Origin of the sequence: Streptomyces sp. BBFR51 (assembly GCF_044591655.1) — a bacterium.
GTDB lineage: Bacteria > Actinomycetota > Actinomycetes > Streptomycetales > Streptomycetaceae > Streptomyces.
Window position 1 is genome coordinate 3,850,623 of sequence record NZ_CP172448.1, and the last position, 18,230, is coordinate 3,868,852.

An 18,230-nucleotide genomic window follows, 5' to 3' on the forward strand; every position below is an offset into this window, starting at 1 on the left:
CGCCCGCCCGGGGCGGTCGGCGCCGTGTGCGATTCTGAGGGACATGAACCACGCCCAGCTGACCGCCCTGGGCCGCGCCCTGCGTCTCCTCGGTGAGCACGGCGAGGCCCTGAGCACCGACACGCCCGAGGCCAAGCTGCACGAGGTCCGCGCGGACCTGAAGCGTGCGCTGGACCAGCTGGAGGAGAGCGTCACGACGACGGCCCCCAGCACCCGCTGCCCCGAGCATCCAGGCGGCCCGGTCGACAAGGCCGCTCCCGACCTCTGTCTCCTGTGCGAGACCCGCCGCCGCACCGCCCGCCGCGCCGAGTACAACGGCGGACCGCTGCCGGCCCGGCCCACCGAGCCGGTCCAGTCCCGCTACGGCGTCCGGGGCGACCGCCCGCAGCCCCAGCAGCGCTGGCTGCCCGAGCTGTGGAACGGCCAGACGTGGCAGCTGTGCGGCACCCCGCGCCGTGACCGCCGCGAGGCCGAGCTGTACATCGCGGCCCAACAGCGCGCACCGCGCGCGGCGATGGCGTACCGGCTGGTCCACGAGTTCACGGACTACGAGGTGCTGCGGGTGTGGGGCACACCGGTACGGGTGGACATCGAGCCGATGGGCGGCCTCTGAGCCGCACCGGCGACACTCCGGTCGTAGTACTCTGACCGGAGTGGTCTGAGGCCGGGCGGGAATCGGGAGCCGGAACATGGTGAGACGCAACGACCAGCGCCGCGCGGCCCTCGTCGACGGCGCGATCGAGGTGCTGGCCGAACAGGGCGCCCGGGGCCTGACCTTCCGCGCGGTCGACACGGCGGCGGCCGTACCGCCCGGCACCGCGTCCAACTACTTCGCGAGCCGCGACGACCTGCTCACCCAGGCCGGCGCCCGCGTCTACGAGCGCCTCCACCCCGACGAGGCCACCATCGCCCGCCAGCGCACGGCCGGCCGCGACCGCGACACCTACGTCCTGCTGATGCGCGAACTCGTCGACCGCATCGCCGCCTTCCGCACCGGCTACCTCGCCCTGCTCGAACTCCGCCTGGAGGCCACCCGGCGCCCCGAGCTGCGCGCGGTCCTGACCGAACGCATCCGCGAGGACGTCGCCGCCAACGTCGCCTACCACGAGGCCTCCGGCCTCCCCGGCGACGCCATGGCCGTCAAGCTCCTCTACCTCGCCCTGAACTGGCTCATCGTCGAACAGCTCACCCTGCCGGACGTGTTCACCCCGGCCGAGCGCGACGAACTGGTGGCGGCGGCGGTCGAGCGCATCGTGGCGCCGCGGGGCGCGCTTGACTATCCGTGACCAAATAGCCCGTAGCACCCTTTCCGGCCAGTAAACGGCCCATACTCGGCACTGCCGTGGACATCGGACGTACTCGATGAAACGCCACCGGCCGGGGCCGTCCGCAGTCGTGCGGCAGTTCCTCGCTCACCTCGGTCAGCACCAACCGGAGGAACGGAGACCGCACGATCATGCCTTCACAACGGTCCCAGGCGACACACGACGTGGACAGTGCCGTCGCCGTCTTCCTCCGGTACCGGCCGCGCCTCCTGCGCATCGCACAGCGCGTGCTCGGGAGCACGGGCGAAGCGGAGGACGTGCTCCAGGACGTCTGGCTGCGCTGGCAGAAGACCGACCATTCCACGGTGGCCAGCCCGGCCGCGTTCCTCGCCACGATCACGACCCGGCTGGCCCTCAACGTCGCGCAGTCCCCTCGGGCGCGCCGGGAGACCTCCATGGGGCCGTGGCTGCCCGAACCCGTCGACACCGGACCGGACCCGGAGCTGCGGGCGCAGTGGTCGGAGGCCCTGGAAACGGCCCTGCTGCTGTTGCTCGAGCGGCTGCCGCCCGTCGAGCGCGCCGCGTACCTCCTGCGTGAGGCGTTCGACTACGGCTATCCCGAGATAGCGGGGATTCTGCGGCTCAGTCAGGGCAACGCGAGGAAGGTCGTGAGCCGGGCCCGGGGGCACCTGGCGCAGGAGCGGCGGGTGCGCGGGGACACCACGGGGCACAGACGCCTGCTGACCGTGTTCGTCGCGGCGGCCCGGACGGGGGACGTGGCCTCCCTGGAAGCTCTGCTCACCGCCCCTGTGAAATGACACCCCCGGGCCCGCGATCGCCCCGTTAGTATGCGCTTCCATCGCCCGAACCTCTCCGAGAGCGCGAGGGTGGCGACGGGGAGGGGGATCCGCGTGGCCGGTGAGCAGATGACGTTCGGCACCCTGCTGCGGGAGTTGCGGCTGGCCGCGTCATTGACGATCGAGGGTCTGGCGGAGACGTCCGGTGTGAGCGTGCGGGGCATCGGGGACCTGGAGCGGGGGCGGCGGGCTGCTCCGCAGCGGCGGACCGTGGCAGCCCTGGCCGACGGCCTGGGGCTGGCCGAGGCGGAACGCGAGCGGCTGCTGGCCGCGGCGCGCACCGGGCGGGCCACCGGATACTCACCGGCGGGGGTGCGCTCCTTCCCCCGGGGCATCGACGACTTCATCGGCCGGCAACACGAGATCAAGCAGCTCACCGACCTGGCGCGACGGACCGCCGCCGGAAGCGGGGGCGACGACCCGCAAAGTCCCGCCGGGCCGACGGTCGTCGTGATCTCGGGACCGCCCGGCGCCGGGAAGACCACGCTCGCGCTCCAAGCGGCGCAGGAGATGGCCGACGCGTTTCCCGACGGCCAACTGCTGGTGGACCTGCGCGGCATGGCCGACGACCCGCCCGGTCCTGCCGAGCTCGTGCTCGGCGTGCTCAAGGCGCTGCAGGTGGCCGACCGGGACCTGGCCCGGGTCGGCCCGGGGGGTCACCCCGAGCTGTACCGGCAGGTGCTGGCCGACCACCGCTGCCTCCTGGTCCTCGACAACGCCCGCGACGAGACCCAGGTCCGCCCGCTGCTGCCGAGCGCGGGAACGGGCCTGGTGCTGGTGACCAGCCGCCGCATGCTGACCGGGCTGGACAGTGTGCGCCGCCTCCCCCTCGGCGAACTCGACCCCCATGAGGCCACGGCCCTCCTGACCGGCCTGGTGGGCGCCGACCGCGCCGGAGCCCACCCGGCGGCCGTCGCCGAGGTCGCCGAGCGGTGCGGTCATCTGCCGCTCGCTCTGCGGGTGGCGGGCAACTGGCTCGCCACCCGCACCGGCTGGTCCGTACGGCAGCTGGCCGACCGCCTCGCCCACGAGGACCGACGGCTGAACGTGCTCGCCGCCGGTGACGTGCACGTGTCGGCGGCCTTCGAGCTGTCGTACCAGCAGCTCACGCCCGCGGCCGCCCGTCTCTTCCGGCGTCTCGCCCTCGTGCCGGGCGCCGACACCTCACCGGCCGCGGCCGCACAACTGGTCGGTCAGGACGTCTTCGACGCCGAGGACACCCTGGAAGAACTGGTCGAGACCGGGCTGCTGGGCGCCAACGGCACCCGGTACCGCCTGCACGACCTGCTGCGCCTGTACGCCCGCGCCCGGCTGACCGCCGAGGAGAGCGCGGCCGACGCGGACGCGGCCCGGGCGGCGCTGCACACCTGGCTGCTGGAGACGGCGACGGTGGCCGGACGCTGGTACGAGCCGGACTACGGCGCCCCGCCCCCCGAATGGCGCGGAACGGTCGACCTGTCCAGCGCCGACCTGGCCCGCGCCTGGCTCCAGGCCGAAGGCGCCAACTGGCTCGCCGCCTACCGCGCGGCCGCCGCGGCCGGGGACCACACCACCGTGGTCGAGGTCGCCGAGGCGCTGCACTGGTTCTCCGACCAGTGGATCTTCTGGGGCCACTGGACGGACATCTTCGACACCGCCGCCCGCAGCGCCCAGGCCCTCGGCGATCCGCTCGTCGAGGCCACGCAGCTCAACTACCACGCCTGGGCCCTGACCGTGATCGAGGGCCGCCACCACGACAGCCTCGACCGGTCGGCGCGGGCCCTGGCGGCCGCCGAACGCGCCGGCGACCTCAACCAGCGGGCCTGGGCTCATGATTACCAGTCCATCGCATACCGGCGGCTCGAGGACTTCGACCGGTCCCTGGAGAACACCCTGCGGGCGGCCGAGCTGTTCGAGGCCGGCGGGGACCTGAACGGTGCCCTGCAGGCCCGGTTCGGTGTCGGCACGCTCCTGGTGGAGACCGAGCGCCCCAACGAGGCACTGGCGTCCTTCGCGGACACGTTCGCCTTCGTGGACAAGGTCGGCGAGGGTGTCGCACCCCACATCGCCCGGTTCGCCGTGATCCAGATGCACGCGGCCTCCAGCAAGGCCCACCAACTCCTGGGCGACTGGGACGCGGCCGTCGGTCATGTGCGTACCGCTCTCGAACTGGGCCGGGACAACCCGGGTGTGACCAGCTGGATGCTCAATCTACTGGGCCACGTCCTGATGGGAGCGGGCCGCCCCGAGCCCGCCCGGGAAGCCTTCCGCTCGTGCGTGGCCATGGGCCCCGAAGCCGACCCGGCGAAGGTCGCCGACGCCCGTGAACAACTCGCCCTCCTCGACGCGGCGCCATCCGCACCGCCCTCGGAAGACTCCTCACCGTAGCCCCGGGAGCGCCGCCGGTCCTTCCCCCTCGGCTCCCGCCCCGATCTCCACGTGTCCCCGCGCGCACACCTTCCCACCGCCCTGCGTTGCTGCCGGTTTCTGCCTGCTTCCTGCCTGGAGCACCGAGCGGCCCGCTGCTTGGCTGATGAAGGCGGGGCAAGGACCCCGCAGACCGGACGTGGAGAAGGAGAGCCAGATGGGCCAGGTGCTGACCACCGCTTCGGTTCCCGACCGGGACAAGCTCGCCTTCTGGCACGACGCGCTGGGCCGGGCGCTGGTGCCGATGACCGTAGTCCCGCTGAGGGACGGTCCGTTCGCCGGCCGCATCGCCGCCGGCCGGGTGGGACACCTCCGGGTCTGCGACATCAACGCCGACGCCCAGCGCGTCACCCGGACCACCGAACCCTGCTCCCGCACCCCGGAGGGGTTCATCGGCTTCTCGGTCCCGAACTCGGGCACCACCACGCTCGTCCAGGACGGGCGGACGGTCACCGCCGCAGCGGGCGACCTGCTGGTGTACGACACGACGCGCCCGTACTCCCTGGACTGCCCCGAGCCGTTCTCCGCCCGGGTGGTGCACGTCCCCCGGACCGTACTGAGGCTGCCCGAGCGGGAGATCGGGCTGGTCACGGGAACCGTGATCGACGCCACGGAGGGCCTCGGCGCGGCCGTGGTGTCCCTGCTGACGACGCTGGTCACACCGGAGCAGCCCTACTCCCGGGAGGTCGCGGGCCGGCTGGCCGCCGGCGTCGCCCACCTCTTCGCGACGCTGGTCGCCGAACGGGCCCAGCAGGCCGAGGCGGAGCCGGCGCCCCAGCGGGACCGGATGCTGCTGCGCATCCGCGACCACATCGAACGCCACCTGGAGGACCCGTCACTGTCCCCGGAGACCGTGGCGAAGGCCCAGCACATCTCCGTCCGCTATCTGCACCGCCTCTTCGAGGGTGAGGACACCACCGTCGCCAGGCACATCCAGCGCCGGCGGCTGGAGCAGTGCGCGCGTGAGCTGTCCCGCGGCGACGAGACGGTCCCGACCGTGGCCGCGGTGGCCCAGCGGTGGGGCTTCATCAGCCCCGCCCACTTCAGCCGGGTGTTCCGCGGCGCCTACGGCGTCCCCCCGCGCGACTGGCGCGACGCCCGACTCGTCGTCCGGTGAGCGCTTCCATCCGTCCCATCAGCAGGCAGCCCCATGTGTCAGTCGGTCGAGGAGGAAGACCCCATGAGAGATCCCATGAGAGACAAGAGCGAACACGCCACAACGGTCGCGTTCCCGGTGACGGTGGCCGTCGGCCTTCCCGGAGATCCCCCCGTGCTGCTGTGCGCGCAGCTGATGTACGACGTGGCCGACCCCTATGCCGTACGGCTCTCCCTGGGCGCGCCCGAGACGCGGGAGCCGGTGGACTGGATCTTCGCCCGTTCCCTGCTGGAGGAGGGCATGCGCCGACCGGCCGGCGTCGGGAACGTGCTGGTGAGTCCGCCGCACCGGTGCCACCGCGACGCCGTCGCCATCGTCCTGAGGTCGGCCGCGGGCTCCGCGCGGATCGAGATCCCGGCCCTGGACACCGCCGAGTTCCTGCGGCGGTCGCACGAACTGGTGCCGATGGGGCAGGAAGGCCCGCACGTCGACATCGACCACGCGCTCGCCGCTCTCATGAACAGCTGCGAGTGACACGCGGGGGCGCCTTGTGCACGCGGGATCAAGCACGGTGCGCCGACAGGCAATTCGCCCCCTGCGACGCCCGCTAGCGTGCACGGGGCGGGCGAACCGCCGGGTCCGCCGTGGAGCCGATACGCCGGAGACCCCGGCATGGCCCAGGTCATTCAGGAGTACGTCATGTCCGACCCTGCCGAGCCGGTACGGCCGGTGCTGGAGCCGCCGGCGGCGGCGTTCGCCGAGGCGACGGCCCGTCGGCCGTTTCTTCACGAGTTGCCGCCCGCCGAGGCACGCGGGGTCGTCGACGAGGCGCAGTCGGGCCCGGTGGCGCTGCCCGCCGTGACCGAGGAGTGGATCACCGTCCCGAACGGGCCCACCGGCGGCGTCCGCACCCGGATCGTCCGGCCCGCCGGGGGCGCCGGAACCCTGCCGGTGATCCTCTACCTGCACGGCTCCGGCTGGGCGTACGGCAACGCCCGCACCCACGACCGGCTGGTCCGCGAACTCGCGGTCGGCGCCGGTGCCGCGGTGGTCTTCCCCGAGTACGACCTCTCCCCCGAGGAGCGCTATCCGGTGGCTCTCGAACAGAGCTACACCGTCGCCCGGTGGATCGCCGCGAAGGGAACGGCCAGGGACCTCGACAGCCGCCGGCTGGCGGTGGCCGGTGACTCGGCGGGCGGCAACATGGCCGCCGCCCTGACCCTGATGGCCAAGGAGTACGGCGATGTGCCGCTGGTGCAGCAGGTGTTGTTCTATCCCGTGACCGACGCGGCTTTCGACACGCTGTCGTACCACCAGTTCGCCGAGGGCTACTTCCTGCGCCGCGACGGCATGCAGTGGTACTGGGACCAGTACACGACCAACCAGGCCGAACGCGCCCAGATCACCGCCTCCCCCTTGCGGGCCACGACGGAGCAGCTGGCGGGGCTGCCGCCGGCCCTGGTCGTCACCGGTGAGGCGGATGTGCTGCGCGACGAGGGCGAGGCCTACGCGAACAAGCTCCGCGAGGCGGGCGTCCCCGTCACCGCGGTGCGCTTCCAGGGCATCATCCACGACTTCCTGATGCTCGACGCCCTGCGCGAGACCTGCGCCGCCCGGGCCGCGATCTCCCTGGCCGTCGCCACCCTGCGCACCGCCCTGCACCCGGCCTGACCCCCGGACCGGGAGGGGCGGCCCGCCGGGTCAGATCTGGTTCTCGCCGCCGTCGACGTACCAGTTGGCGCCGTAGACGAAGCTGCTCTGGTCCGAGGCGAGGAAGGCCACCACCGCGGCGACCTCCTCGGGGCGGCCCATGCGGCCGATCGCGGTGTCCCCGGCGAGCTTGGTGTGGACGGTGGGCGCGTTCTCCTCACCGAAGAGGCTGGTGATGCCGGGGGTGTCGACCGGACCGGGGGAAATGGCGTTGACCCGGACGCCGCGGCCCTTGAGTTCGTTGGCCCAGCCCCGCGCGAAGGTCCGGACGGCGGCCTTGGAGGCGGCGTACAGACTGAAGGCCCCGCGCCGTTGTCGGCGGCGGTGGAGGCGTTGAGGATCACCGAGGCGCCCTCGTTGAGCAGCGGCAGCGCCTTCTGCACGGTGAAGAGCACGCCCCGCGCGTTGACACCGAAGGTCTGGTCGAACTGCTCCTCGGTGATCTGCTCCAGCGGCACGAGCGAGGCGGTCGCCGCGTTGGCGAAGACCACGTCGAGGCCCCGGCCCCGGGCGCGGACCGCGTCGTAGAGCCGGTCCAGGTCGGCCAGGTCGGTGACGTCACCGGCCACCGCCGTGACCTTCGCCGCGCCGATGGTCTCCACCGCCGCGTCCAGCTCGGCCTTGCGCCGGCCGGTGATGAACACGTGCGCGCCCTCGTCCGCCAGCCGCACCGCGGTGGCGAGGCCTATCCCGGTGCCGCCCCCGGTGATGACGGCGGTCTTGCCTTCCAGCTGTCCCATGCGAATGACCTCCGTGAAATTCAGTACCGTTCGGTACCGAAAGAGAACGTAGCACATCTGCACCGGCCGGTACGGAAGGCGTAGAGTGGGGGCATGGAGACGCGACAGAAGGGGCCGATCGGCCGCCCGAGGGGCTTCGACGCCGACGAGGCCCTCGAACAGGCCATGCGGGTCTTCTGGAAGCAGGGCTACGAGGGCGCCAGCCTCACCGACCTCACCAGCGCCATGGGCATCACCCGCACCAGCATGTACGCGGCCTTCGGCAACAAGGAGGACCTGTTCCGCAAGGCCCTGGAACGCTACGAGGAGGGCCCCGCCGCGTACGTGGCCCGGGCCCTGCTGGAGCCGACCGCCCGCGAGGTCGCCACCGCGTTCCTGAACGGCGCCGTCCAGGTCAGCACCCGCCCCGACTGCCCGCCGGGCTGCCTGGGCGTCCAGGGCTCCCTGGCCGCCGGAGACACCGGCCTGCCCGTGCGGGACATGCTGGCCACCTGGCGCAACGGGGGCGTCAGCCGGCTCCACGACCGGTTCCGCCGGGCGATCGACGACGGCGACCTGACCGCCGGCACCGATCCCGTGGACCTCGCCCGCTACCTCATGACCATCGGCAACGGCATCGCCGTCCAGGCCGCCGGCGGCGCCACCCGGGAAGACCTCCAGCGAGTGGCCGACCTTGCCCTACGGGGCTGGCCACCCGCCTGACGCCAACACGGAGCGGCTCCCTCTACGGCCGTACGCTCTCGTGGTTCGTCCTGCGCAGCCGGGCCTTCAGCACCTCTTCCGGCCGCGCCACGGCCACCGACGCCTGCGGGCAGTCCCACTCCCGACCCCCGGCGACCGGCCGCAACTGCACGCTGCCTCCGACATGCCCCCTCACCTCCCCCACACGCCCGTCCCTCGCGTCCACAGCATGCGTACCCACTGCGGGCCGCTCCCCCCGCACCACCGACGCCAGGCGCTCGGCCACCCGGACGTTGCACCGCCCCAGGTCGACCAGGGCGAACGGCTCGTCACTCGCGCCGGTCACCGGATCGACACACAGGGACGGCAGTACGACACCGGCGCCCACGAGGGCCTGCCGCAAGGACTCGACGACTTCTTCGGTCGACCGCACCCTTCCTCACCTCCACGCTGAGTTCGTGATTCGCGACACAGCGTGTCTGTTCCGCCCCTAACCTGGCCATACAGGGCGCCCCAACAACCCCTGCTGTGCGACCGGGAGTTCCGTCACCATGCCAGGACCGAAAGACCTCGACCCGTCCTCGTCCCCCCGCGCCCTCCTCGGCGCCGAACTGCGCCACGCCCGCGAGAAGTCCGGCCTGAGCCAGGAAGAGCTGGGCGCCCGCCTGTTCGTCAGCGGCTCGTTCATTGGCCAACTGGAGTCCGGCACGCGCCGGATGCAGCCGGAGTACGCACGTCTGCTGGACGACGTCCTGGGCACGGAGGACTTCTTCCGGCGAAACTGCGCGGCTTCGGCCAAGTCGAAGTATCCGGAGCACTTTGCGGAGGCTGCGGAGGCGGAGGGGGCGGCCACGGAGATCAGGGAGTACGCAACCCTGTTGATCCCCGGACTGCTGCAAACACCCGCGTATACGCGAGCGGTGTGCCGCGCCTACCAACCCACCGCGCCTGACGATGTGATCGAGGCGCTCGTAGCGGCCCGAATGGAGAGGGCCCAACTCCTCGACGATCCAACAGAGCCGCTGTTGTGGGTGGTGCTGGACGAGGCCGCGTTACGTAGGGCGACGGGGGGACGCGAGGTGATGGCCGAGGCGCTTGGCCACATCGTTGCTCTGGTCCGCCGGAACCGAATCATCGTGCAGGTGCTTCCCTTCGCGGCGGGTGCACACGCAGCGCTGGAGGGCGCCATCAAGTTGATGAGCTTCGCCGACGCCCCACCGCTGGGCTATTTCGAGGGCGTTGGGACGGGCCGCCTTGAGGACGATCCCGCAATCGTCCGCTACCAGCGGCAGACGTACGACCTCCTCTCGGCCTGCGCCCTGTCCCCTCAGAACTCCCTGGCTCTTATCGAGGCGATGGCGCAGGATTACGCCCATGAGGAGCGACACTGAGGCGACTTGGTACAAGTCCAGCTACAGCGGCGGCAGCGGCGGCAACTGCCTCGAGGTCGCTCGCTGGCGCAAGTCGACGTACAGCGACGGCAGCGGCGGCGACTGCCTGGAAGTCGCCACCGGGAACCCCGCCGTCATCCCGATCCGGGACTCCAAGAACCCCGACGGCCCCAAACTCCGGTTCCAAGCCGATGCCTGGTCGGTCTTCGTCGACGGCATCAAGGGAGCCCCAGCTTCCACGTGACCTTGGGGCCACTCGCTTCCTTGCCATGGTCGCGCTTCCACGACCCGCGTAAAGGGCGCTCCAGCACGAGGGAGAGGCGAGCGAGCGGCCCGGAAAAGCGGGTGGCCGAGGCACGCCGGTCCCTTCCGTCGGCCACCCAGTCCCCGGCATGAGGGGCGCGATCGCGCCTCGCCAGCACGGCCCGCCGTCTCAGCGGCGAACGGCCGGTGGGTGGTGCGAACCACCAATCGCGAGTGGCAGGGTGGCCGGACATGGGTACGGCGGCGCAGTCGACGGAACGGCGGGCTGGGAGCCATCAGCCCGGCGCCACGAGGGCAATCGGACACTCTGTCCCATCCCTCACCACACCCCACCAGCCAATTCACCCCACCCACGCGGCACAGACCGTCCAATCACCGCCCCCAGCCCCCAGACCGCCCACCGCTCGCCATCCACCACCCACCGGCCGTCAGCCGCCAAGCCGTGGCGGCGTGTCGGAGGCGCCGACGCGCGTCCCGCACCGCCCACCCACCGATCGCCGCTGAGCCGACCCGGCGTGCAGGCGAGACGCGAGCGCGCCCCTCACCCGGCCGACGACGCAGCCGACCCGAGGGACCGACACCGCCGGGACACCCGCTCTCCCCCGGCTGCCCGCACGCTTCTCACCAGTGCTGGAGCGAGCCGAGTCAAGGGTGGGCCGCAGGCCCATCGGCGGAGCCGACGCGACCGCAGGGAGCGCCCTTTACTTGGGTCGCGGAAGCACGACACTGACAAGGAAGCGGGCGGCCCCACGACCACCTGGAAGTCGGGGATGCCTGAGGCGCCGCCAAGGCCTGTGCCTCATGAGCGGCGGCGCTGCTGGCCGAGGCGTGGGCAACGACGCACAGGCCAGGCCCAGCAGGGCACCGGGAACGTCACGTCTCCGTGCCCGACAACGGAAACGGGGCGAACTCGTGCCCCTCCCAGAATCGTCGGAAGGTCTCCTCCGAGTACGGCGCGACGGTCGGCTTGGCGTCCAGGACCTGCACCCGGCACCGTTCCATGTGGCCAGCGCCCCCTCGGACTGCTCCGCACCGGCGGACCGGATCAGCGCGAGGTTCACCTGGAAGGTGCCGAAGAGGTGGGCCTCGGCCAGGGACGGCATGGCGAACAGCCAGTCGGTCTGAACGCGTTCTTGAAGTGTTCTCCCGGCTGAAGCCGGGAGATTCCTGCTTACCTTGCGGTAGCGGGCTTGACGCGCGCGCGCCTGACGACTGCCCTCCCGGCAGCCGGGACGAGCGCGAGGCCCATCCGGTACAGGTGCAGGACGTTGCGTGCCGCGTTGTGGTCGGCGTTGCCCGACCAGCCGCAGTCCGGGTTCCTGCACACGAACACGGCCTGGGACTCCCGGCTGCCCGGCGTGGTGATACCGCACGCCGAGCAGCGCCGGGAGGTACCGGGTGCGGGGACCTTGTGCAGGGTGCCACCATGCTGGGCGGTCTTGTACGTCAGCAGAGTGACCGTGCGGCCCCATGCTTCCCCGCTGATGGAACGGTTCAGCCCGGACTTCTGGGCGACGTTCGTCCCCGGTGCCTCGGTGGTTCCCCTGGCGGATTTGACCATGTTCGTGATGGTGAGTGCTTCGACCACGACAACCCCGTAGGTGCGGGCGATGGCGGTGGTTGTCTTGTGCTGCCAGTCGAGTGCCCGGCGCTTGGCTTTCGCGCGCAGTCCTGCGATCTGGTCATAGGTGTGGTGCAGTCGGCGGCTGGTGCGCTCGCCGGGCTTACGGTGCCGCTTACGCTGGGCGGCGCGCTGTTCCAGGTGCAGGAGCCGTGCCTTCTCCTTGACGGTCAGCCACTCGCCGTGTTCGTGGGTTTCGCCGTCGGAGAGGGCGATGGGCACGTTGATTCCGACGTCGATGCCGACTTCAGGGCCGGTGTGGGGTTCGGGCTTGTTCTCAAGGGTCTGGACTCGGAAGGCGATGTGCCATCCGAGGGCGTCTTTGACCAGCCGGGCCCCGGTGATCCGGTTCTCCGGGTTGCCGCGCTTGCCGACAGGCAGGTCCTTGGTCCAGCGGAAGCGGACCCGGCCCACCCCGGGAATGTTGGCCATTCCCCAGCGGCGGTGCACGCGGACGATGTTCAGGTCCCGGCCCTGCGGAACGTCCACCGACATCACCGACCGGAACCGGCCCTTGAAGTTCGGTGCGTCCGCCCGCCCCTCCCAGCAGTTCTTCCACGCCCGGAAATAGGTCTTGAGGACCGCTTGCGCGGCCTGGGCGGGGAGAACCGCCAGGAAGTCGACGTCCTGACGGGCTTGCCGGATCGCGGCGTCCGCGATCGCGAGTGTCCGCCTGTCTTTCGGCATCATCCGCCACCACGCGTGCAGGCAGTTCCACATCGTGCGGGCGGCGTGCGCCTGAGCATCGGTCTTCGACACCTCGGCAGGCGACAGCGCGAGCCGGGCACGGTGCCCGAACTGCCGCTTCACCAGGATGCCTTGACTCACGAGCGAGAAACTAGCATTGGTTTGCGCCAGCTCGCTGGAACCTCAGTACGGATGTCAGAACGGGTCGCCATGTTGTCCAACTCTCACCGCAACGGGACTGTCCACCCCTCACATTCCGACCGATCACCATGCGTGACGCAGCTCACACCCACGCGGCTAGATGATGGACAGGTACTCCTCGATGGAACGGGCGACCTCCCGCAGGATCGTGCGGGGTACGGACACCGGGTCCCAGATTCCCGCCGTCGATGCCTCGGCACACGTGGCGGCAGCAGCATCGTACGTGCGGTCCGGCCAGGCCGCCTGGACAGTGGCGAGCATGGCCGCGCCGTCAGAGTCCCCGCTGTTGTCGGCCACGGCTCGCAACGGCTGGACCAGTCCGTGGGCCAGTGCCCGGGCAAGGACGTCGGCGGCTGCACGCGTCACCTCTGCGTCGGGACCGGAGTCGGCCGAGGGGACCAGGCGGCCACCGACGGCCGCCAGCGCGGCTGCCGAACCCGGTACGACACCCTCCATGACTGCGGCCTTCGCCAGACGGATGGCAAGGCGCAAGGTGTGCGCCTGTTGTTCGCGCTCGGTATGAGTGGGGGCTCCCACGCGGACGACGGCCACGCCGCCGGCGAGTCGGGCCAGCCGCTCGCGAAGCCGGTCACGGTCGGCGCCGGAACCGCTGTTCTCGATCTCTGTACGTATCTGGTTGACACGGCTGATCATCTGATCCGCTGAGCCGGCACCATCGATGATGGTTGTTTCATCCTTGGTCACCACTGCTCTACGAGCGCGGCCGAGCACGTCTCGAGTGGCAGTCTCCAGCCTGAGCCCGACCTCCTCGGCGATCACTTCGCCTCCCGTCAGGACGGCGAGGTCCCCGAGTTGCGCAAAATGGCCCTGCGATCCGCAGTGCGGTCCCTGGACGGCGACGGAGATGAAGGTGCCCTTCGCGTTGTTGACAACAAGCGCCGACAGGACATCGGCCTCAACGTCACCTGCGACCACCAGCAGGGGAGCACCCGTGGGCTTCACCTTCTCCATCAAGGGAAGCAGGGAGTCGACCGTCGAAATGGCCTGTTTGTGTAGCAGGACGTAGGGGTTCTCGAGGACCGCTACACCTGTCTCCTCGTCGGGGATGAAGTAAGGAGACAGACAATTTCCCCGGAAGGCTGTCCCCTCGACGAGCTTGAGTTCCAGCCCGAAAGTCTGGGACTCCTCGACGACGATGATCCCTTCCCTTCCGATCTTGTCCAGTGCCTCGGCGATCACACGGCCCATCTGCGGGGCCTGCAGAGTGGTCACGACGATCTGAGTCACCTCCTCCTTGGTTTCGACCACTCGCCCGTCGCCCAGGAGCGATTCCGCACGTTGAAGGGTGCTGGGGATGGCGCGGGCAAGGAGAATGGGACTCGAACCAGCGTCAATGGCCTGCTGTAGGTGCCGCAAGGACGCTTCGAGCACGAGGGCTGCGGTCGCAGCACCGTCCCCGGCCTGTCGCCTCATGCTGTGCACCAGGTCGCGCACCAGTTTCGCGCCCATGGCACCCCGGCCAGGAGGCGCCGCCACTTCGCGCACGATCACGAGCGTGTCGGTGAACGGTGCCACCGAGCCGTCACCGCGGCTGACCATGGCCGGGCGTGGTCGCGGGCCGACGGTACGTTTCAAGAGGGCGGCCACCGGTGCCAGGCCGGCCAGTATCTCGGCGCCGAGGCCTCGGACCGGTGTCGCCGGATTCACCGGCCCGGCGGAGAGAGGATCGATCCTCTCCGGCGGCGGCATGTGCGGCTTCCCGCTGCCTTGCGCCCGCTCGGCGATGACGAGGCTGCCGACGCCGTCCAGGACCCAAAGCTTCGGCGTCTGCCGCGCGCGGGCGACGCGCATCTCCTGGCTGAGGTACCGGAAGAGATCCTGCACGGAAACCCGACCGTCGCCGTCCACGTCGGCCGTGCCCTCCCTCAGTCCTTCGATGAGCGCGGAAGTGAACACGGACAGAGCGCCACCGCTGCCCGCCTCCTCCGGAACCAGTTCGAACGCCAACTGCGTTTCGTCGGTAGCGCTGATCACCACCGTGCCGCTGCCGTCGAACGGGCTGCCGAGGTCGACGTGCGCGCTGCCGCCCTTCGCGCCCAACCGAAAGGCGCCACTGAAGCAGCAGTCGAGCAGGAGTACCTTCCGCTCGGCACGGCAGCGCTGGAGCTGCCTGCTGACGAAGTCCGCCGGTACGGCGTAGGACTCAAGGAGGTCCAGGGCCTTCAGGGTGTCAGTACCGGTGAAGTACAGCGCTTCGTCGTAGTCCTTGACGCCGTGGCAGGAGAAATAGACGAGCAGCTCGTCACCGCGCTGCGCGTCGGTGAAGAACCGTTGCAACACCCGTTGGATCGAGTACGCCGGCTGATTCAGAACCTGGGTAACCTCGTAGCGGCCGATCGCGGGGTCCTCAAGGACCCCGGCCAATTCCTCGGCGTCCCGCAGAGGCGCTTCCAACGGGTTCCACCGGGAGTCTTCGTACTGCCCGGTGGCGATCAGGAGGGCTTTACGCCGGCTCATCGGATGCGTCCTGTTCCGCGCCCCCGCCCGTTCTCTCCAGGAAGCCGTCGATCAGTCGCTGCTGCTCCCGTCCGGACAGGCCATTCAGCTCCAGGCTGTCCTCGCCGAGCACCAGTAGGGCACTCCGCCCTGCTGCGCGCTCCGACCATGCCTGCACGGTGGCCACCACCGCCTTGAGCACGGCGGGAGCAAGCGTGACGATCAGAGTGCCGACCACCACCAGATCGCCCGCCTTGCTGCCGGACGGCGCGGTCTTCGTGCCGGCGGGCCCCACCTGCTCGACCCGTTGCCGCAGCAACATCTCCCGTAACTGCCTTGATGCTTCGACACGCTCCTTCTCGTCCGCGTCGGGCCCAGCGATAACGGCGATGCGAAGTCTCGCAGTGTCCATACTGAACATCCTGGCAGAGGCGGGGTGTTGAGTGGCTCTCAGTTGCAGATCGGCCCGCCGCTTCTCGTCCGGAAACGCCCGAGGGCGGCACCCCCGCTTTCGGGGAGTGCCGCCCTCGGTCCGTGCAGGACGGTCGATCAACCGGAACCGGTCGATCAGAAGTCCATGTCACCGCCCGGCATGCCGCCCGGAGCACCGCCGCCGGCGGCGGCCTTCTCCGGCTTGTCGGCGATGACGGCCTCGGTGGTGAGGAACAGCGCGGCGATGGAGGCGGCGTTCTGCAGAGCAGAGCGGGTCACCTTCGCCGGGTCGATGATGCCTTCGGCGATCATGTCGACGTACTCACCGGACGCGGCGTTCAGGCCGTGACCGACGGTCAGGTTGCGGACCTTCTCCACAACCACGCCGCCCTCGAGACCACCGTTGACGGCGATCTGCTTCAGCGGGGCCTCCAGGGCGAGCTTCACGGCGTTGGCGCCGGTCGCCTCGTCACCCGACAGCTCCAGCTTCTCGAAGACCTGGGAGGCCTGGAGCAGGGCCACGCCACCACCGGCGACGATGCCCTCCTCGACGGCCGCCTTCGCGTTGCGAACGGCGTCCTCGATGCGGTGCTTGCGCTCCTTGAGCTCGACCTCGGTGGCGGCACCGGCCTTGATGACGGCCACGCCGCCGGCCAGCTTCGCCAGGCGCTCCTGGAGCTTCTCGCGGTCGTAGTCCGAGTCGCTGTTCTCGATCTCGGCGCGGATCTGGTTGACCCGGCCCTGGACCTGGTCGGCCGAGCCGGCGCCGTCCACGATCGTGGTCTCGTCCTTGGTGATGACGACCTTGCGCGCGCTGCCCAGCAGGTCCAGCGTGGCGTTCTCGAGCTTGAGGCCGACCTCCTCGGAGATGACCTCGCCGCCCGTGAGGATGGCGATGTCGCCGAGCATGGCCTTGCGGCGGTCGCCGAAGCCCGGGGCCTTGACGGCGACGGACTTGAAGGTGCCGCGGATCTTGTTGACGACCAGGGTCGACAGGGCCTCGCCCTCGACGTCCTCGGCGATGATCAGCAGCGGCTTGCCCGACTGCATGACCTTCTCCAGGAGCGGCAGCAGGTCCTTGACGTTGCCGATCTTGGAGTTGGCGATCAGGATGTACGGGTCGTCGAGCGACGCCTCCATACGCTCCATGTCGGTGGCGAAGTACGCCGAGATGTAGCCCTTGTCGAAGCGCATACCCTCGGTGAGCTCCAGCTCCAGACCGAAGGTCTGGGACTCCTCGACGGTGATGACGCCTTCCTTGCCGACCTTGTCCATGGCCTCGGCGATGAGCTCGCCGATCTGGGTGTCGGCGGCGGAGATGGAGGCCGTGGAGGCGATCTGCTCCTTGGTCTCGACGTCCTTCGCCTGCTCGAGCAGGGCGGCGGAGACGGCCTCGACGGCCTTCTCGATGCCGCGCTTCAGGGCCATCGGGTTGGCGCCGGCCGCGACGTTGCGCAGGCCTTCCTTGACGAGGGCCTGGGCGAGAACGGTCGCGGTGGTCGTACCGTCACCGGCGACGTCGTCCGTCTTCTTGGCGACTTCCTTGACCAGCTCGGCGCCGATCTTCTCGTACGGGTCCTCGAGCTCGATCTCCTTGGCGATGGAGACACCATCGTTGGTGATCGTGGGGGCGCCCCACTTCTTCTCGAGGACGACGTTGCGGCCCTTGGGGCCGAGCGTCACCTTGACGGCGTCCGCGAGCTGGTTCATGCCGCGCTCGAGGCCGCGCCGCGCCTCCTCGTCGAACGCGATGATCTTGGCCATGTGAAGTGGTCCCTCCAGGACTGGGGGTGATTCCTTCGGACCGCGCCCGCGCCCGCGACGGACGGCTCGCCTGCCGCGTGGTTCCTTCCCCACCCGGCCTGCGGGCCTCACCGACCCGGTCCTTCGTTGTCACTCTCACCTTCAGAGTGCTAATGCCAATGATTAGCACTCGGCATGGTCGAGTGCAAGCGCCTCTCGGGGATCGAGCCGCGCGGTCAGCCACCCGCGAACAGGCCGAAGGGCCCGTACCCAGCGGGTACGGGCCCTTCGGATGAAGACCGGGTGCTGTGGTGGCCGCGCGTCTCAGGCGCTGAGGCGAACCATGTCGGCCTGCGGGCCCTTCTGACCCTGCGAGATCTCGAACTCGACCCGCTGGCCTTCTTCGAGGGTGCGGTAGCCGTCCATCTGAATCGCGCTGTAGTGGACGAAAACATCCGCACCACCGTCGACCGCGATGAAGCCGTACCCCTTCTCCGCGTTGAACCACTTGACGGTGCCCTGAGCCATGCCTAACTCCCCTATTACTGGCCCTTGCACAGATCCGCACTTCGCGAACCCGGGTCAGACCTCACCCCCCACGACTGGGGGCGTGCGCCGGAACGCGTCGACCGCGGCTGAATGTATCTGTCCAACTGCCGTCTGCAACAGGTCAATCGGA

Annotated in this window: 16 protein-coding genes and 2 pseudogenes; 10 read left to right on the plus strand and 8 right to left on the minus strand. The window is 70.3% G+C overall.

The window, feature by feature from the left end; all coding sequences use genetic code 11:
* Positions 1–43: 43 nt before the first annotated feature.
* The 7 genes and pseudogenes from ACGH7X_RS17425 to ACGH7X_RS17455 all read left to right on the plus strand — a co-directional run bounded on the left by ACGH7X_RS17425 (position 44) and on the right by ACGH7X_RS17455 (position 7,295).
* Positions 44–613 carry a hypothetical protein gene (locus ACGH7X_RS17425; protein ID WP_399886267.1) on the plus strand — a complete coding sequence of 190 codons (570 nt, stop codon included), beginning with the start codon at positions 44–46 and terminating at the stop codon, positions 611–613.
* Positions 614–689: 76 nt separating this feature from the next.
* Complete coding sequence (locus ACGH7X_RS17430) at positions 690–1,286, plus strand: TetR/AcrR family transcriptional regulator (protein WP_399886268.1); 597 nt, start codon at positions 690–692, stop codon at positions 1,284–1,286.
* Positions 1,287–1,456: 170 nt separating this feature from the next.
* Positions 1,457–2,068: pseudogene (locus ACGH7X_RS17435) on the plus strand (sigma-70 family RNA polymerase sigma factor); the annotation flags it as partial.
* A gap of 108 nt (positions 2,069–2,176) precedes the next feature.
* The gene (locus ACGH7X_RS17440) at positions 2,177–4,489 is read left to right on the plus strand and encodes an ATP-binding protein (RefSeq protein WP_399886269.1); all 2,313 of its coding nucleotides are present in this window, start codon (positions 2,177–2,179) and stop codon (positions 4,487–4,489) included.
* A gap of 178 nt (positions 4,490–4,667) precedes the next feature.
* Positions 4,668–5,645 carry a helix-turn-helix domain-containing protein gene (locus tag ACGH7X_RS17445; RefSeq protein WP_399886270.1) on the plus strand — a complete coding sequence of 326 codons (978 nt, stop codon included), beginning with the start codon at positions 4,668–4,670 and terminating at the stop codon, positions 5,643–5,645.
* Positions 5,646–5,720: 75 nt separating this feature from the next.
* Positions 5,721–6,158 (plus strand): SsgA family sporulation/cell division regulator, encoded by a 438-nt coding sequence (locus tag ACGH7X_RS17450; protein WP_399886271.1) that lies wholly within the window; start codon positions 5,721–5,723, stop codon positions 6,156–6,158.
* 165 nt (positions 6,159–6,323) lie between these two features.
* Positions 6,324–7,295 (plus strand): alpha/beta hydrolase, encoded by a 972-nt coding sequence (locus tag ACGH7X_RS17455; RefSeq protein WP_399897115.1) that lies wholly within the window; start codon positions 6,324–6,326, stop codon positions 7,293–7,295.
* A 30-nt stretch (positions 7,296–7,325) separates the two neighbouring features.
* Here ACGH7X_RS17455 and ACGH7X_RS17460 read toward each other — a convergent pair.
* Positions 7,326–8,074 (minus strand): annotated as a pseudogene (locus tag ACGH7X_RS17460) (SDR family NAD(P)-dependent oxidoreductase).
* 93 nt (positions 8,075–8,167) lie between these two features.
* Here ACGH7X_RS17460 and ACGH7X_RS17465 point away from each other — a divergent pair.
* Positions 8,168–8,776 carry a TetR/AcrR family transcriptional regulator gene (locus ACGH7X_RS17465; protein WP_399886272.1) on the plus strand — a complete coding sequence of 203 codons (609 nt, stop codon included), beginning with the start codon at positions 8,168–8,170 and terminating at the stop codon, positions 8,774–8,776.
* Positions 8,777–8,798: 22 nt separating this feature from the next.
* Here the strand turns inward: ACGH7X_RS17465 and ACGH7X_RS17470 are convergent, their stop codons facing one another.
* On the minus strand, positions 8,799–9,188 hold the full coding sequence (locus tag ACGH7X_RS17470; RefSeq protein ID WP_399886273.1) for a hypothetical protein: 390 nt from the start codon (positions 9,186–9,188) through the stop codon (positions 8,799–8,801).
* Positions 9,189–9,306: 118 nt separating this feature from the next.
* On the opposite strand from ACGH7X_RS17470, the gene ACGH7X_RS17475 reads away from it, so the two are divergent.
* Positions 9,307–10,146: a helix-turn-helix domain-containing protein gene (locus ACGH7X_RS17475; protein WP_399886274.1), complete on the plus strand. Its 840-nt coding sequence runs from the start codon at positions 9,307–9,309 to the stop codon at positions 10,144–10,146.
* The gene (locus ACGH7X_RS17480; RefSeq protein ID WP_399886275.1) at positions 10,130–10,390 is read left to right on the plus strand and encodes a DUF397 domain-containing protein; all 261 of its coding nucleotides are present in this window, start codon (positions 10,130–10,132) and stop codon (positions 10,388–10,390) included. Before ACGH7X_RS17475 ends, ACGH7X_RS17480 begins: the two co-directional genes overlap by 17 nt.
* Before the next feature lie 893 nt (positions 10,391–11,283).
* Here ACGH7X_RS17480 and ACGH7X_RS17485 read toward each other — a convergent pair.
* The 6 genes from ACGH7X_RS17485 to ACGH7X_RS17510 form a co-directional block, all read right to left on the minus strand.
* Positions 11,284–11,412, minus strand: coding sequence for a hypothetical protein (locus tag ACGH7X_RS17485; protein ID WP_399886276.1), 129 nt, complete (start codon positions 11,410–11,412; stop codon positions 11,284–11,286).
* Between the two features lie 169 nt (positions 11,413–11,581).
* Entirely contained in the window at positions 11,582–12,859 is a 1,278-nt protein-coding gene (locus tag ACGH7X_RS17490; RefSeq protein WP_399886277.1) for an RNA-guided endonuclease InsQ/TnpB family protein, read from the minus strand.
* A gap of 156 nt (positions 12,860–13,015) precedes the next feature.
* On the minus strand, positions 13,016–15,397 hold the full coding sequence (gene groEL, locus ACGH7X_RS17495; RefSeq protein ID WP_399886279.1) for a chaperonin GroEL: 2,382 nt from the start codon (positions 15,395–15,397) through the stop codon (positions 13,016–13,018).
* Positions 15,384–15,788, minus strand: a complete 405-nt coding sequence (locus tag ACGH7X_RS17500) for a hypothetical protein (RefSeq protein WP_399886280.1) — start codon at positions 15,786–15,788, stop codon at positions 15,384–15,386. Before ACGH7X_RS17500 ends, groEL begins: the two co-directional genes overlap by 14 nt.
* A gap of 155 nt (positions 15,789–15,943) precedes the next feature.
* Positions 15,944–17,572, minus strand: coding sequence for a chaperonin GroEL (gene groL / locus ACGH7X_RS17505; RefSeq protein ID WP_356718250.1), 1,629 nt, complete (start codon positions 17,570–17,572; stop codon positions 15,944–15,946).
* A gap of 303 nt (positions 17,573–17,875) precedes the next feature.
* Positions 17,876–18,079, minus strand: a complete 204-nt coding sequence (locus ACGH7X_RS17510; RefSeq protein WP_004929928.1) for a cold-shock protein — start codon at positions 18,077–18,079, stop codon at positions 17,876–17,878.
* Between the last annotated feature and the right edge of the window lie 151 nt (positions 18,080–18,230).

Excerpts from the sequence above, each read along its gene's own strand:
- ACGH7X_RS17430 (WP_399886268.1), top strand. The coding sequence starts at position 690 with ATGGTGAGACGCAACGACCAGCGCCGCGCGGCCCTCGTCGACGGCGCG.
- ACGH7X_RS17510 (WP_004929928.1), bottom strand. The coding sequence starts at position 18,079 with ATGGCTCAGGGCACCGTCAAGTGGTTCAACGCGGAGAAGGGGTACGGC.
- ACGH7X_RS17475 (WP_399886274.1), top strand. The coding sequence starts at position 9,307 with ATGCCAGGACCGAAAGACCTCGACCCGTCCTCGTCCCCCCGCGCCCTC.
- ACGH7X_RS17455 (WP_399897115.1), top strand. The coding sequence starts at position 6,324 with ATGTCCGACCCTGCCGAGCCGGTACGGCCGGTGCTGGAGCCGCCGGCG.
- ACGH7X_RS17480 (WP_399886275.1), top strand. The coding sequence starts at position 10,130 with ATGAGGAGCGACACTGAGGCGACTTGGTACAAGTCCAGCTACAGCGGC.
- groL (WP_356718250.1), bottom strand. The coding sequence starts at position 17,572 with ATGGCCAAGATCATCGCGTTCGACGAGGAGGCGCGGCGCGGCCTCGAG.
- ACGH7X_RS17500 (WP_399886280.1), bottom strand. The coding sequence starts at position 15,788 with ATGGACACTGCGAGACTTCGCATCGCCGTTATCGCTGGGCCCGACGCG.
- ACGH7X_RS17425 (WP_399886267.1), top strand. The coding sequence starts at position 44 with ATGAACCACGCCCAGCTGACCGCCCTGGGCCGCGCCCTGCGTCTCCTC.
- ACGH7X_RS17485 (WP_399886276.1), bottom strand. The coding sequence starts at position 11,412 with ATGGAACGGTGCCGGGTGCAGGTCCTGGACGCCAAGCCGACCGTCGCG.
- ACGH7X_RS17450 (WP_399886271.1), top strand. The coding sequence starts at position 5,721 with ATGAGAGACAAGAGCGAACACGCCACAACGGTCGCGTTCCCGGTGACG.
- ACGH7X_RS17465 (WP_399886272.1), top strand. The coding sequence starts at position 8,168 with ATGGAGACGCGACAGAAGGGGCCGATCGGCCGCCCGAGGGGCTTCGAC.
- groEL (WP_399886279.1), bottom strand. The coding sequence starts at position 15,397 with ATGAGCCGGCGTAAAGCCCTCCTGATCGCCACCGGGCAGTACGAAGAC.